Here is a 14304-nt window from a genome sequence, read left to right as displayed (position 1 = left end):
GCATGACTGACGCTCTGCCCTCCGGCCTCGCCCTGTCCGAGTTCAGCTCCGGCATCCGCCCCCAGGACGACCTCTACCGCCACGTCAACGGCGCGTGGCTCGACCGTACCGAGATCCCCGACGACAAGGCGCGATGGGGCTCCTTCCACCAGCTCGCCGAGCAGGCTGAGAAGGATGTCCGCGCGATCATCGAGGAGTCGCAGGATGCCGAACCCGGCACCCTCGCCCGCAAGGTCGGCGACCTCTACACGGCCTTCATGGACACCGAGCGCATCGCCGCGCTCGGCCTCGCCCCGCTCGAGGCCGCCCTCGCCGATGTCGACCGGATCGACGGCATCCCGTCGTTCCTCTCCGCCGTCGGCGGGTTCGACCGCGACGGTGTCGCCGCCCTGATCGGCGTCTTCGTCGAGCCCGACCCGGGCAACCCCGAGCGCTACGTGCCGTTCGTGCTGCAGGCCGGCCTGTCCCTGCCCGACGAGAGCTACTACCGCCTCGACAGCTTCGAGGACACCCGCGCCGCCTACCGCGCGCACCTCGAGCGCCTGCTCACCCTCGCGTCCGTCGCGGATGCCGCGTCCGTCGCCGACCGCGCCTTCGCGCTCGAGCACGAGATCGCGGCCCACCACTGGGACAACGTCGAATCCCGCGACGCGGTGAAGACCTACAACCTGAAGACCTGGGACGAGCTGCAGCAGCTGGTCGGCGTCGACCTGTCGCCGTGGCGCGACGCCGTCGCCGTGGCGCACCCCGAGGCGTTCGCCGAGGTCGTCGCCTATCAGCCCAGCTTCTTCGAGGGTCTCGGCTCGCTGCTGGTCGAGGAGCGCCTCGACGACTGGAAGGCCTGGCTGCGCGCCAAGGTCGTGCACGGCCTGGCCGCCTACCTCACCGACGATCTCGTACAGGAGAACTTCTCGTTCTACGGCACCGAGCTCTCCGGCGTCCCCACCATCCGTGAGCGCTGGAAGCGCGGCGTCTCGCTCGTCGAGGGATCGCTCGGCGACGCCGTCGGCAAGATCTACGTCGAGCGGCACTTCCCGCCGGCCGCGAAGGCCGCGATGGATGAGCTGGTCGCGAACCTCATCGAGGCGTACCGGCAGAGCATCACCGAACTCGAGTGGATGAGCCCTGAGACGCGCGAGCGCGCGCTGCAGAAGCTCGCCACCTTCCGCCCGAAGATCGGCCACCCGGTGAAGTGGCGAGACTACGACGCCGTCGAGATCGACGCAGCCGACCTGATCGGCAGCGTCCGCAACGCGACGCACTTCGAGCACGACCGCCAGATCGGGAAGGTCGGCCAGCCGATCGACCGCGACGAGTGGTTCATGTCGCCGCAGACGGTGAACGCGTACTACAACCCGCTGATGAACGAGATCGTGTTCCCGGCGGCCATCCTGCAGTACCCGTTCTTCGACGCCGGGCGCGACGCGGCGGCGAACTACGGCGGCATCGGCGCGGTGATCGGTCACGAGATCGGCCACGGCTTCGACGACCAGGGCAGCCGCTACGACCACGAGGGGCGCCTCGCGGACTGGTGGACCGATGACGACCGCGCCGCCTTCGAGGAGCGCACCAAGGCACTGATCGCGCAGTACGACGCGCTCGTCCCGGTCGGCCTGAGTGAGGAGAACAAGGTCAACGGCGCGCTCACCATCGGCGAGAACATCGGCGATCTTGGCGGCCTGGGCATCGCGCTGAAGGCGTACGAGATCGCCGGGGATGCGGGCGAGATCGACGGCTTCACCGGCGTGCAGCGGCTGCTGCTGAGCTGGGCGCAGGTCTGGCAGCAGAAGAGCCGCGACGCGGAGACCATCCGCCTGCTGACGATCGACCCGCACTCGCCGAACGAGTTCCGGTGCAACCAGATCGTCAGCAACATCGGCGCGTTCTATGACGCGTTCGACGTGACCGAGGGCGACCGTCTGTACCTTCCCGAGGAGCAGCGCGTCACGATCTGGTGACCGTCTCGTGACCCCCGTCCGTCCGGGCCGCGGGCGGGGGTTACGATAGCCGAGGAGCCTGGGGACGAACTTCCGCACGTCGACGCGCGGTCGCCGCCCCTGGCACTCGTCATCCTCCGCAACCCCCCTACGTGGAAGGAACAGCGTGGGTTCCTCCTCCGCTCCGGTCCCTGAGCCCGTCGAAGGCTCTTCAGCGACAGTCCGGCGTTCGTCGCGCGGCGGCGGTCGCCGTGTGCCGCGGCGCGCTGCCGCGGGCCGGCGCTCGTTCACCTCGACGCTGCGCGCCCTCGAGGAGCTCGCGGATGCCGGAGCGCAGGTCTCGGTGCACGTCGCCGACCTGGACAGTGCCACGCCGGTGCTGCGCGGCGACGACCACGTCACCATGCCGATCGCGGGGCTGGGCGTCGTCCCGCTGCTGATCGAGGTCGCCGCCGGCATCGAGGCCGGCACGATCGACGCCCTCGAGATCATCGACCGCGCAGACCTCGAACTCGTCTCCTCGTCCGGGCTGTGGCGGCACCTGCGCGCGCCCGCGCTGCCGATCGTCGACCTCGCGGTGCTCGCCGCGACTGTCGGAGACCCGAACGCCGTGAACGCCCTGCTGCAGCGGGTCGGACACGAGCGGATCCGCGCGCGCATCGCCACGCTCGGGATGCCGCGCACCGCACTGCTCGACCGCTTCCGCGACCAGCGCGGGCCGGACGACGCGCCGCAGGTCGCCGTCGGCACCACCCAGGAGCTGGCGCTGCTGTTCTCGTCGCTGGTGAACTCCGCCGTGATCGACGCGACCGTCAGCGCACAGGTCGCCGAGTGGCTGAACCTGAACTACGACCTCAGCCTCGTCGCGGCATCCACCGGGCTCGACCCGTTCGCGCACGACCAGGACGCACACGGCCTGCTGTTCATCAACAAGACGGGCCGTGACCGCGGCGTGCGCGTCGAGGCGGGCGTGCTCGGCGGCCCGCGCGCCGGCGTGGTCTACGCCCTGATCGTCTGCTTCGACGACCTCTCGATCAGCCACCGGCTGCGCGCGCACGACGCCTTCCGCACGCTCGGCGTCGAGCTCATGGAGTACACGCACTAGGGTCGAGGGATGCTTCCCGAAGACTGGATCCCGCATCGCCGTGAGGACGGCGAACTGATCGGATGGATCCGCGCAGAGGGCGACGACTGGGTCGCGATCGACGTGCTCGGCCGTACCGCCGGCGAGGGCCTGGACTGGCTCGCCGCCGAGGAAGCACTGGAACAGGTCGGTCTGCGCTGGCTGGCCGACGCCTGGATGCTGGAGGGCGAGGGCCCAGGGCCGCTGCGCGTGAAGTTCGTCGAGGTCACGCCGTCGGACGGGACCGAACCCGGGCGGATCGTCGTGAAGGTCGACGACTTCGGCGACATGCAGCGGCCGCCGACCGAGCGCTTCACGCTGCCGTGGCCACTGCCCGACCGCCTGCGTCCGATGCGCCCCGACGACCCCGACGGCCGCACGATCACGCAGTGATCCGGCCGGTTCCGAGCGGAATCGACGGGTCGATCCCGCGGGCGTGGACGGCGTCGCACCGGATGATCTGTGTCCTCGTCCTCGCCTGCGCGTGATAGCAGCCGGAACGCAGAGTCTCCTGCGAGCTCTTCAAGAAGACCTCGTTAGCGTGGATCGAATTCAATCGGCCATCCGTCAATCGTCACGGGAGAGTGAATTCAATGTCCAGCCGAAAGAAGGCAATAACGAAGCGCCGAAAGCTCGAGGTCGATGACGTCCTCGTGGTCAAGAAGTCCAGACTGCGCACCGCGATCTCCGGAACGGTCGTCGGCAACTTCATGGAGTGGTTCGACTTCGGCATCTACGGCTATCTGGCCGTGACGCTGACGACGGTATTCACAGCGGATGCCCCAGGCGGGCTCGGCCTGCTGCTGACCCTGTTCGGATTCGCGATCTCCTTCCTCGTGCGTCCGCTCGGAGGTTTCGTCCTCGGCCCGCTCGGCGACAGGATCGGCCGCCAGCGCGTGCTGTTCCTGACGATGACGATGATGGCGGTCGCGACCGCGCTCATCGGTCTGCTGCCCACTTCGGCGGCCATCGGTCTGTGGGCGATCGTCCCGCTGTACGTGCTGAAGATGGTGCAGGGCTTCTCGACTGGAGGCGAGTACGCCGGTGCGACGACATACGTCTCGGAGTTCTCGCCCGACCGCTCCCGCGGGTACTGGTCGTCCTTCTTGGATGTCGGGTCGTACGTCGGCTTCGCCGCCGGCGCGTCGACGGTCGCGGTCACGACCTGGATCGTCGAGGGCATCTCCGGTCAGGGCGCCATGGTCGAGTACGGCTGGCGCATCCCGTTCCTCGTCGCGATCCCGTTGGGCGCCGTGGCGATCTGGTTCCGCCTGCGCATCCCGGAGACGCCGGCGTTCGAAGCCGAGGAGCACGACGGCCGCGCGGATGACGGCAGCGACCCGCTCGGCCGGCTGGGCGTCTTCGGGATCTTCCGCCACCACTGGCGCGTGATCCTCATCGGCATCGCGCTGGTCGCCGCGACGAACACCGCCGGCTATGCGCTCACGAGCTACATGCCGACGTATCTCGAGACCGAGGTCGGCGTCTCCAACCTGATGGCCGCGGTGGCCACGGTCCCCGTGCTCATCGTGATGAGCGCCTGCCTGCCGCTGATCGGCAAGCTCTCCGACCGGATCGGCCGCAAGCCGGTGTACGGCATCGCGGTCGTCTCGACCATCGTGCTGATGGTTCCCGCCTTCGCGATCATGCAGATCGGTCAGGAGTGGGCGGTCATGCTCGCCCTCGCGATGGTCGCCATTCCCGTCGCGTTCTACGTCGCGATCTCCGCATCCGCTCTGCCCGCCCTGTTCCCGACCGCATCGCGCTTCGGTGCCATGGCGATCGCCTACAACCTCGCGGTCTCGCTGTTCGGCGGTACGACGCCGCTGTTCAGCCAGGCACTCATCGACCTCACCGGCAACACGTACATGCCCGCGTTCTACATCATGTTCTTCGCGGCGCTGGGCGGCGTGGCGATGCTGTCGATGAAGGAGACCGCGAAGCGCCCGCTGCTGGGGTCGTTCCCGACCGTGGAGACGACGGCCGAGGCCAAGGAACTCGTCGCCGAGCAGGACACGAACGAGCTGCTCGACACCAGCACGATGCCACTCGACATCATCGTGCCGGACACGATCGCCGGACTGACCGGCGACGACGCGCCGACCACGATCTCGGGCGATGCGCTGTCCGAGGGAGATGCGACCGGAAGGGCGTCCGAACCGGTGTGATGCAGGCGGTGGGTGCCGGGCGGGCTGCGGCCTCGGTAGGGTCAGGGCATGGTCAGTGTCGCCCCGAACGATCCGGCCGCAGCCCGCGGCATCTCCCGCCGGACCCAGTCCGACATCTATCGCGCCGGCATCAGCGGCATCCGCCCCGCCGTGCCCACGGGGGTCAAGGCGCTCGAGTCGGCGGCGCGCGCGGCGCTCAGCGCCGAGGCGTTCGCCTACATCGAGGGCGGCGCCGGATCGGGGCGCACCGTCGCCGCGAACCGCGCCGAGTTCGACCGCTGGCAGGTGTGGCCCCGTCCGCTCCGCGACGTGTCGGCGCGCGACCTGTCGGTCGAGTTCCTCGGTCGTACGCGGCCGACGCCGCTGGTGCTCGCGCCGCTCGGAGTGATGGAGATGGCGCATCCGGAGGCCGACCTCGCGGTGTCACGCGCCGCGGCATCCGCCGGCGTGCCGTACACACTCAGCAACCAGGCGTCGTTCCCGATGGAGCGCGTCGCGCAGGCGGCGCCGGGAGCGCCACGGATGTTCCAGCTGTACTGGTCGGCCTCGGACGAGCTGAACGCGTCGCTGCTCCGCCGTGCCGAGGCCTCCGGCTGCGAGGCGATCGTGGTCACGCTCGACACGCATCTGCTGGGCTGGCGCACCCGCGACCTCGACCTCGGGTACCTGCCCTTCACGCGCGGTCTCGGCATCGCGCAGTACACGTCCGACCCGGTGTTCCGCGAGCTGGTGAAGGAGCGGGCCGACCCTTCGTCGGGCTCAGGGAGCGACCCTGCCCCGTCGGTCAGGATCACGGCGAAGGCCGTCGCGGCGGGACTCACGATCGCGCGCAAGGGCGCCGCGCTGACCGGTTCGCAGAGCCTGCGCGACAACCTGCGCTCGGCGCTGCCTCGCACGGCGATCGAAACCTTCCTCGACGTGTTCTCGACACCGGCGCTGACCTGGGACGAACTCGCCAAGGCCCGGGAATGGACCAGCCTGCCGATCCTCCTGAAGGGCATCGTGCACCCCGACGACGCGGCCAGGGCGCTGGATGCCGGCGTGGACGGCGTCTGGGTCTCGAACCACGGCGGCCGCCAGATCGATCACTCGGTGCCCACGCTCGCCGTGCTGCCGGAGATCGCCGAACGGGTCGGCGGACAGGTGCCGGTGGTGTTCGACTCCGGCGTGCGCGGCGGAGCGGATGTCGCGATCGCGCTCGCCCTCGGAGCATCCGTCGTCGCGCTCGGCAGACCGTACGCCTACGGTCTCGGCATCGCGGGCGAGCGGGGCGTGCGCGAGGTGATCCGCAACGTGCTGGCCGAGCTCGACATCACGCTCGGCCTCGCCGGGCTCACCTCGATCGACCAGCTTGACCGCGACGCCCTGCGCGCGGTCTGACCCGATCCCGGTGGGCGCAGATCCGAGCTCTCGTAGGCTGGCGGCATGAGCGGCACGCATCCCTCCGGTTCGCATCCCACCGTCGGCATCACCTTCCGGCCGCAGTCGCCGCCCGAGGACCTGCGGCCGATCGTGCAGGCGGCTGATGCGGCGGGAGTCGCCGAGCTGTGGCTGTGGGAGGACTGCTTCCTCGAAGGCGGCGTCGCCTCGGCGGCCGCTGCGCTCGCCTGGTCGGAGCGCACCCGCGTCGGAATCGGCCTGCTGCCGGTCCCGCTGCGCAACCCCGCCCTCGCGGCGATGGAGGTCGCGACACTGGAACGGCTCGCCCCGGGCCGGCTCATCGCCGGGTTCGGGCACGGCGTGCAGTCCTGGATGGGGCAGGTCGGCGCGCGGAAGAGCTCGCCGCTCACGCTGATGCGCGAGTACCTGACTGCGATGCGTTCGCTGCTCGACGGAGAGACGGTCGATGTCGAGGGACGCTACGTGCAGCTCCGCGGCGTCGCCCTCGACTGGCCTCCGGTGTCGGCACCGGAGATCGTGATCGGGGCGACCGGCGAGAAGACCCTGCGGCTGGCGGGCGAGCTGGGCGACGGTGTCGTGCTCTCGGCATCCGACGGGCGGGATGAAGCCGCCGTCGTGCGCGCGGCCAAGGAGATCGTCGATGAGGGCAGGGCGCAGAGCAGCCGCGCCGGCCGGCCGCGCCTGATCGTCTACACCGAGCTCGACCCCGGGCTGGTTGCGCTGGAGGCGCGCATCGCCGATCGCATCGGCGCTCTCAGCGAGGCCGGCGCCGACAGCGTCGTGCTGCACGGCACCGCGGATGCTCCGGATCCCCGGCCCTACCTCGACGTGCTGCCTGCGTGGGCGGTCGGCTGAACCCGTCGCGAGAACCCGGGGTGCGGCACTGAGGCGTCATGGCATCCTGAGGGCATGACCGAGTCCCTCGCGCAGCATCCGGCGGACACCGCCTTCCACGCCCGTCTCCCGATCGGGGAGCGGCTCGACGCGACGCCCCTCACTGAGGGGCTGCCGTGGGCATTCGAGCAGATCACGATGCGCCCGCTCGAGCCGATGCTCGTGCCGGAGCAGCCGCGGGGCGGAGAGCTCGACCCCGAGGACTGCGGGTCGTGCCGGCCCAGCGAGCACACCATCTGGCAGGACGACCTCTGGCAGGTGCGCGCCGGGTGGGACATCGGCGGACTGCCCTTCGTCGGCGCGATCTCGCCGCGGGAGCACTGGCTGCTCGAGGATGCGCCGCACGAGGTGCTGGCCGCCTACGGCCCGCTCATGCAGCGGATCTCCCAGGCCGTGAAGAGCATCCCCGGTGTCGCGCGGTGCCACTTCGCGCGCTGGAACGACGGCTCGGCGCATCTGCATCTCTGGGCGCTCGCCCGCCCGGCGGGCATGATGCAGGGGCGCGGAGCGGCGCTCGCGTTCTGGGACGAGATGCTGCCGAAGATGCCGCAGGAGATGGGCGAGGACCACATCCGCATCGTCGCCGAGGCGCTCGCCGCAGGCGGTGGCGAGGCGTTCCCGAAGCGCTGACCGGCTCGCGCCGTCCCTGACTGCGGATCGGGCGCGCGACGCACCGGTGGCACGGTGCGGATCTCGGCGTGTCGTGTTGCGGCATCCGAGGTCAGGGACGCGTCGCGAGCTGATCTGCGCCCGTGCGCTCAGGCGGGCAGCACGAACTTCCCGGTGTCGCCGGGGTTGACCGCGATCTCCCAGCGGAAGCCGTCGGGGTCGGCGAAGTAGCCGGAGTACCCGCCCCACTCGCGACGCCGCGCGGGCTGCACCCGCGCGCCGAGCGCGGCGGCCTCGGCGAGCACGGCATCCACTTCGGCCTCTGTGGCCAGGTTGTGCGCCAGGGTGATCGGCGCGACGCCGGATGCCGGGGCCTCGCCGATCTCCTCGGTGAAGCCCTGCACGCTCCAGAGCGACAGGATCACGCGGTCGGCGACCGGCAGCATCAGTACGTCCTCGGCCTCGAAGATCGGCCTCCAGCCCAGCCCGTCGACGTAGAAGGCGCGGGATGCGGCGACGTCGGCGACCGCGAGGGTGATGAAGCTCACGCGCTGGTCCATGTCAGCGCACGCCCTTCATCAGCGCGAGGACGGGCTTCACGCACAGCAGCAGCGCGATGCCCATGGCGATCGCGATGGCGCCGAGGATCGAGAAGTACGGCACCTCGTCCGAGGGGTCGTAGAACTGCGCGAGCCAGCCCGCGATCGCTGTGCCCAGGGCGACCGACAGGAAGTACAGCGAGACCATCTGCGTGTGGAACTTCTCCGGCGCCAGCTTGGTCGTCACCGACAGCCCCGGGGGCGAGATGAACAGCTCGGCGACGGTGAACACGAACAGGATCATCACGATCGCCAGCAGCGGTGTGGAGTTCGGCGCCCCGTTCGCCCAGGGCAGGAACAGCAGGAACGCGACGCCCATGATCATCGCGCCCAGCGAGAACTTCACCGGCGCCGACGGCGCCTTCGCGCCCAGCTTCGTCCAGATCGCGGCGAAGGTGCCCGAGAGCAGGATCACGAAGATCGGGGCGATCGAGTTGATCCACGAGATCGGCATCGTCCAGCCCAGGATGTCGCGGTTCAGACGCTCGTCGGAGTAGATCGTCAGCACGGTGAACTGCTGCTGGTACAGCGACCAGAAACCCACGTTCACGACGAACAGCGGGATGAAGCTGACCACCCGAGACCTCGCGATCCCGTCGATCTGCTTCGACGAGATGATGACGATGAAGAAGGCGATCGCCGCCAGCAGCGTCACCAGGATGACGACGCCGGACAGGTTGTCCGCGCGGATCACGCCGGTCAGCACCAGCGCGACGATCAGGGCGAGACCGGCGGCGGCGATGCCGATCCACATGCCGTACCGGTTCGCCGGAAGCGGGTTGGCGACCTCCTTGGCCGACTCGGGCAGCTGCTTGCGCCCGAACGAGTACTGGATCAGGCCGAGCGCCATGCCGATCGCGGCCGCCCCGAACGCCCAGTGGAACCCGACCTTGTCCTGCAGGATGCCGGTGATCAGCGGACCGAGGAAGGCGCCGAGGTTGATGCCGAGGTAGAACAGCGAGAACCCGGCATCCCGGCGCACGTCCTTCGGCCCGTACAACGTGCCGACCACGGCGGTGGCGTTCGCCTTCAGGCCGCCGGAGCCGATCGCGACGAGGATCAGGCCGACGCCGAGCCCCCACACATTCGGCAGTACGGCCAGCGCGATGTGGCCGGCCATGATCACCCAGGCGCTGAAGTACAGCACCCGCTCCGAGCCGAGCAGCCGGTCGGCCAGCCAGGCGCCGAGGATGGTCGCCAGGTAGACCGTGCCGCCGTAGGCGCCGACGATGCCGGTGGCGACGCCCTTGTCGATGCCGAGGCCGCCGTCGGCGACCGAGAAGTACATGTAGATGAGCAGGATGCCCTGCATGCCGTAGAAGCTGAACCGCTCCCACATCTCGACACCGAAGATGTGCGCGAGCTCCCAGGGCTGCCCGAAGAACCGGGTGTCCTTGTCTCCGCGCGCTCGTTCCCCCCGAACAGTGCTCATGCACTGAAGGTAGCGCCCGTCAGCGCAGCGCCGCCATGGCATCCGCCCGTGTCTTCACGCCGAGCTTCGCGAACAGTGCGTTGATGTGCGACTTCACCGTCGGCGTGGATATGAAGAGCTGCTGGGCGATGTCGGCGTTCGTGGCATCCGCGGCGACGAGCACGGCGACCTCCGCCTCGCGCCTGGTGAGGTCGGGGAAGCGGGCGCGCAGCGCCGCGAGCGGATCGGCCGGACCGGCGGTGAGTCGTTCGAGCAGCCTCCTGCCGACGGCGTCGCCGAGGACCTGCTGCCCGTCCATCACGGCCCGGATGGCGGAGGAGAGCTGCGCCCGCCCGGCATCCTTCGTCAGATACCCGCGCGCGCCCGCCTGCAGCGCGCGCGTGATCGATTCGTCGTCGTCGAACGTGGTCAGCACGAGCACCCGCGTCGCGGGGAAGTCGGCGAGGATGCGGGAGGTCGCGGCGATGCCGTCGGTGCCGGGCATCCGGAGGTCCATCAGCACGACATCGGGGCGGTGCATGCCGACGGCACGCACCGCCTGCTCGCCGTCGCCCGCCTCGGCGACGACGTCGAAGCCGTCGATCAGGCCGAGCACGGTCACCAGCCCGTCGCGCACGATCTCCTGGTCGTCGGCGACGACGATGCGGATGCCGGTCATGAGACGCCCGCCGTCGCCTGCAGCCGGAACGTGCCGGCATCCGTCGTGACGCGCACTTCGCCGCCGGGCAGGGCGGAGAACCTCTCGCGGATGCCGTCCAGGCCGCGTCCGGAGCCGCTGGCCGCAAGGCCGGCGTGCGCGCCGACCCGCGCATTCGCGACGTCGAGGACTAGCATCCGTCCGTCGAGACCGAGCGACAGCCGGACGGATGCCCCGGGGGAGTGCTTGCGCGCATTCGTGAGCGACTCGCGCGCGGCTTCGCCGAACGCCTGCACCAGCGCCGGAGTCGCCGGGCCGTGCAGTTCGGCGACGTCGGCGACGACGGATGCCCCGAGCCGCTGCTCGGTCGTGATCAGACGCCGCACCTGCTCCACGAGATCGGCGAGATCCAGCGCGCGGGTGCCGTCCAGCACGCCCACGGCGATGCGCGCCTCGCGCAGCCCGTCGGCCGCGAGCTCGCGCGCGGCGTGTGCACGGGCCGCCGCCTCACCGGTGCGGCCGGCCTCGGTGAGCGCCTCGACGGCGTCGAGCTGCACGACCAGGCCGCCGAGCGTGTGCGCGAGCACGTCGTGCAGGTCGCGGGCGATGCGCGCCCGCTCGTCGCGCACCGCGGATGCTGCCAGCGCCCGGTTCGCCTCGACCAGCTCCTGCGCCGTCCGCCGCTCACGCGCGGTCGCCAGCCGGGCCTGCCGCCGGGCCAGGCCGATCAGCACGCCGGCGGCGACGCCGGCGATCGACACGAGCACCTGCAGCATCGGCGGGGCGAACAACGCGCAGATCGCGACGGCCAGCAGGCCGGATGCGGTGAACGCGAAGCCCACGGTCAGCGGCACGGCCGTGGAGCCGAGCACGGTCACGATCGCGACGACCAGCACCGCGGAGGCGACGCTCGCCGTCAGGGCCGAGGTCACCCCTCCGGCGACGATCATCACGGCGAGCAGGGCGAGTCGTGGCCAGAGCGGTGCTGCGGCAGGGAGAGCGGTGAGTACCAGCCAGGCGAGGAGTGCCGCCGCGCCGACCACGATCGCCCAGGGCGTCATCGGCTCTGCGTCCGTCCAGATCGCGTAGGCGGTCAGCGCGATCCCCACCAGCGAGATCAGGCGCCCGGTTCCACGCGGACCGGGCAGGCGAGGAGAATGCGGGGGGAGCCCTGGCAGCGGCTGCGGCTGCGGCTGAGCGGACGTCGGCTCCTCGGCGTCCGGCTCCGCGGCATCCTTCGCCCCCGAGCCTGCGCGCGTCATGCGCCCATCATGCCGCATTCCTGACGCTTCTCCTTGCTCCGGTCTCACTCGTTGTGGGTCTTGACGGCCGAACACCCGCAACGAGTGAGACCGGGGCCGAGCGGAAGTCGCGTCGGGGAGGAGGCACGCCCGCCAGACGGGCATCGGTGCGGGTCAGCGGCCCAGCAGTGCGGCATCCGTCCGCGGCGCGACGAGCGTGCGAGCGCGAGTGAGCATGACCGCCGAGCGTGCGAGCCGGTTCACGCCGAGCAGGATCAGGATCGTGCCAGGCGCCTGCAGCCCGCCGATGCCGGCGGCGGCGAACGCCGCGCCCAGGACGACGCGAACCGTGATCAACCCCAGCCACACCATCAGCCCGCCCGCGCCGTTGCGCGCCTCGACCCGAGCATCCGACCCGACGGCGGGCCGCAGGTGCGCCATCAGGCCGATCACCACGCCGACCGCGGCGCCGAGCACGAGTTCGATCGCGACCGCGCCGATCCACGGGGCGGTCACCGGGAAGCCGCCGTTCGCCGTCGTCATCACGGCGCCCACGAGCATCACGATCAGCGGCGTGCGGAACGCACGACCTGCGACCAGCGGACGCCAGGTGGTCTGCCGGATGCTCAGCCAGACGATGACGATGAGTGAGATGAGGGCGGTGGTGAGCGTGCTGATGTCCATGTCTCCACTCTTCGCCGCGGCATGGGGCAGCAGGGGCCCGAGAGGGTGGACAACGGGTGGAGGTGGGGTGGATATCGCGCGGATAAGATTGAGGGCGCCCGTGATCACGGGCACTTTCCCGCATCCGACCATTGGAGCCACCGTGGCCGAACAGTCCCGTCTTGACAAGGTCATCGCCCTCGCCCGCCACCGCGGGTTCGTGTTCCAAGCGGGTGAGATCTACGGCGGTTCCCGTTCGGCATGGGACTACGGCCCCCTCGGAACCGAGCTCAAGGAGAACATCCGCCGCCAGTGGTGGCAGACGTTCGTGCGCGGCCGGGGCGACATGGTCGGCCTGGACTCGTCGATCATCCTGCCCAAGCGCGTGTGGGAGGCATCCGGCCACGTCGCGACCTTCACCGACCCGCTGGTCGAGTGCCTCAACTGCCACAAGCGCTTCCGCGCCGACAACCTCATCGAGGACTTCGAGGCGCGCAAGGGCCGCAAGGCCGAGAACGGCCTGGCCGACGTGCCCTGCCCGAACTGCGGCAACAAGGGCCAGTACACCGAGCCGAAGGCGTTCTCCGGCCTGGTGAAGACCTACCTCGGCGTCGTGGACGACGAGTCGGGCCTGTACTACATGCGCCCCGAGACCGCACAGGGCATCTTCGTCAACTTCTCCAACGTTCTGACCGCCTCGCGCAAGAAGCCGCCGTTCGGCATCGGCCAGGTCGGTAAGGCGTTCCGCAACGAGATCACCCCCGGCAACTTCATCTTCCGCACCCGCGAGTTCGAGCAGATGGAGATCGAGTACTTCGTGCCGCCGGCCGAGGCGCAGGAGTGGTTCGAGCACTGGGTCGAGGCCTGCTGGAACTGGTTCATCGACCTGGGCATCAACCCCGAGAACATCCGTCAGTTCGACGTGCCCGAGGACGACCGCGCGCACTACTCCGCCGGCACGATCGACGTCGAGTACCGCTTCGGCTTCGCGGGCAAGGAGTGGGGCGAGCTCATGGGCGTCGCCAACCGCACCGACTACGACCTGTCGTCGCATTCTGAGGCGTCCGGCACGTCGCTGACCTACTTCGACCAGGCGTCCGGCGAGCGGTACACTCCGTACGTCATCGAGCCGTCGTTCGGCCTGACCCGCGCGATGATGGCGTTCCTCGTCGACGCGTACGTCGAGGAGGAGGTGCCGAACGCGAAGGGCGGCACCGACACCCGCACCGTGCTGAAGCTCGACCCGCGGCTCGCGCCGGTCAAGGTCGCCGTGCTGCCGCTGTCGCGGAACGAGCGCCTGTCGCCGCTGGCCCGCTCGGTCGCCGACGGCCTGCGCGGTCAATGGACCGTCGACTTCGACGACGCCGGCGCGATCGGCCGTCGCTACCGCCGCCAGGACGAGGTCGGAACCCCGTTCTGCGTCACGGTCGACTTCGACTCGCTCGACGACGACGCGGTGACCGTGCGCGACCGCGACACCATGGGCCAGGAGCGCGTCCCGCTCGCGAACCTGCACGCGTACCTCGCGGAGCGGCTGCGCGGCGCCTGACGTCCGGTCTCGTCTCCCGCCATCGGTCGCCTTCGCGTGACGGATGGCGGG

The 14304-nt window shown here is 70.2% G+C and carries 13 protein-coding genes; 8 read left to right on the top strand and 5 right to left on the bottom strand.

The features are described 5' to 3' along the window. Nucleotides 1-2 precede the first annotated feature (2 nt). The 7 genes from GON06_RS16250 (at nucleotide 3) to GON06_RS16220 (ending at nucleotide 8153) form a co-directional block, all read left to right on the top strand. Nucleotides 3-1958 (top strand): M13 family metallopeptidase, encoded by a 1956-nt coding sequence (locus GON06_RS16250; RefSeq protein WP_157313360.1) that lies wholly within the window; start codon nucleotides 3-5, stop codon nucleotides 1956-1958. A 232-nt stretch (nucleotides 1959-2190) separates the two neighbouring features. Then, on the top strand, nucleotides 2191-3042 hold the full coding sequence (locus tag GON06_RS16245; protein WP_332837643.1) for a serine hydrolase: 852 nt from the start codon (nucleotides 2191-2193) through the stop codon (nucleotides 3040-3042). Between the two features lie 9 nt (nucleotides 3043-3051). After that, a complete protein-coding gene (locus GON06_RS16240; RefSeq protein ID WP_157313359.1) occupies nucleotides 3052-3453 on the top strand; it encodes a hypothetical protein in 402 nt (133 codons plus the stop codon). Between the two features lie 200 nt (nucleotides 3454-3653). After that, the gene (locus GON06_RS16235) at nucleotides 3654-5228 is read left to right on the top strand and encodes an MFS transporter (protein ID WP_157313358.1); all 1575 of its coding nucleotides are present in this window, start codon (nucleotides 3654-3656) and stop codon (nucleotides 5226-5228) included. Nucleotides 5229-5276: 48 nt separating this feature from the next. After that, entirely contained in the window at nucleotides 5277-6608 is a 1332-nt protein-coding gene (locus GON06_RS16230) for an alpha-hydroxy-acid oxidizing protein (RefSeq protein ID WP_157313357.1), read from the top strand. A gap of 45 nt (nucleotides 6609-6653) precedes the next feature. Next, the gene (locus GON06_RS16225; RefSeq protein WP_157313356.1) at nucleotides 6654-7484 is read left to right on the top strand and encodes an LLM class flavin-dependent oxidoreductase; all 831 of its coding nucleotides are present in this window, start codon (nucleotides 6654-6656) and stop codon (nucleotides 7482-7484) included. A 54-nt stretch (nucleotides 7485-7538) separates the two neighbouring features. Next, a complete protein-coding gene (locus GON06_RS16220) occupies nucleotides 7539-8153 on the top strand; it encodes a hypothetical protein (protein ID WP_157313355.1) in 615 nt (204 codons plus the stop codon). A gap of 128 nt (nucleotides 8154-8281) precedes the next feature. Here GON06_RS16220 and GON06_RS16215 read toward each other — a convergent pair whose 3' ends face one another. The 5 genes from GON06_RS16215 to GON06_RS16195 form a co-directional block, all read right to left on the bottom strand. Next, nucleotides 8282-8680: a VOC family protein gene (locus GON06_RS16215; protein ID WP_332837642.1), complete on the bottom strand. Its 399-nt coding sequence runs from the start codon at nucleotides 8678-8680 to the stop codon at nucleotides 8282-8284. Nucleotides 8681-8693: 13 nt separating this feature from the next. Next, entirely contained in the window at nucleotides 8694-10163 is a 1470-nt protein-coding gene (locus GON06_RS16210; protein WP_157313353.1) for a peptide MFS transporter, read from the bottom strand. A gap of 19 nt (nucleotides 10164-10182) precedes the next feature. After that, the gene (locus GON06_RS16205; protein WP_157313352.1) at nucleotides 10183-10821 is read right to left on the bottom strand and encodes a response regulator transcription factor; all 639 of its coding nucleotides are present in this window, start codon (nucleotides 10819-10821) and stop codon (nucleotides 10183-10185) included. Beyond that, nucleotides 10818-12062 (bottom strand): sensor histidine kinase, encoded by a 1245-nt coding sequence (locus GON06_RS16200; protein ID WP_157313351.1) that lies wholly within the window; start codon nucleotides 12060-12062, stop codon nucleotides 10818-10820. Before GON06_RS16200 ends, GON06_RS16205 begins: the two co-directional genes overlap by 4 nt. Before the next feature lie 153 nt (nucleotides 12063-12215). Beyond that, a complete protein-coding gene (locus tag GON06_RS16195) occupies nucleotides 12216-12725 on the bottom strand; it encodes a hypothetical protein (protein ID WP_157313350.1) in 510 nt (169 codons plus the stop codon). 142 nt (nucleotides 12726-12867) lie between these two features. Between GON06_RS16195 and GON06_RS16190 the strand changes: the two genes are divergently transcribed. Beyond that, complete coding sequence (locus GON06_RS16190) at nucleotides 12868-14253, top strand: glycine--tRNA ligase (protein ID WP_332837641.1); 1386 nt, start codon at nucleotides 12868-12870, stop codon at nucleotides 14251-14253. Nucleotides 14254-14304: the final 51 nt, after the last annotated feature.

It is taken from the genome of Microbacterium sp. MAH-37 (assembly GCF_009758255.1).
Classification (GTDB): domain Bacteria; phylum Actinomycetota; class Actinomycetes; order Actinomycetales; family Microbacteriaceae; genus Microbacterium.
Note: the sequence above shows the minus strand (reverse complement) of the source record. Positions and strands in the feature narration are given on the sequence as shown.

Excerpts from the sequence above, each read along its gene's own strand:
- GON06_RS16195 (WP_157313350.1), bottom strand. The coding sequence starts at position 12,725 with ATGGACATCAGCACGCTCACCACCGCCCTCATCTCACTCATCGTCATC.
- GON06_RS16210 (WP_157313353.1), bottom strand. The coding sequence starts at position 10,163 with ATGAGCACTGTTCGGGGGGAACGAGCGCGCGGAGACAAGGACACCCGG.
- GON06_RS16230 (WP_157313357.1), top strand. The coding sequence starts at position 5,277 with ATGGTCAGTGTCGCCCCGAACGATCCGGCCGCAGCCCGCGGCATCTCC.
- GON06_RS16250 (WP_157313360.1), top strand. The coding sequence starts at position 3 with ATGACTGACGCTCTGCCCTCCGGCCTCGCCCTGTCCGAGTTCAGCTCC.
- GON06_RS16240 (WP_157313359.1), top strand. The coding sequence starts at position 3,052 with ATGCTTCCCGAAGACTGGATCCCGCATCGCCGTGAGGACGGCGAACTG.
- GON06_RS16205 (WP_157313352.1), bottom strand. The coding sequence starts at position 10,821 with ATGACCGGCATCCGCATCGTCGTCGCCGACGACCAGGAGATCGTGCGC.
- GON06_RS16225 (WP_157313356.1), top strand. The coding sequence starts at position 6,654 with ATGAGCGGCACGCATCCCTCCGGTTCGCATCCCACCGTCGGCATCACC.
- GON06_RS16200 (WP_157313351.1), bottom strand. The coding sequence starts at position 12,062 with ATGACGCGCGCAGGCTCGGGGGCGAAGGATGCCGCGGAGCCGGACGCC.
- GON06_RS16220 (WP_157313355.1), top strand. The coding sequence starts at position 7,539 with ATGACCGAGTCCCTCGCGCAGCATCCGGCGGACACCGCCTTCCACGCC.
- GON06_RS16235 (WP_157313358.1), top strand. The coding sequence starts at position 3,654 with ATGTCCAGCCGAAAGAAGGCAATAACGAAGCGCCGAAAGCTCGAGGTC.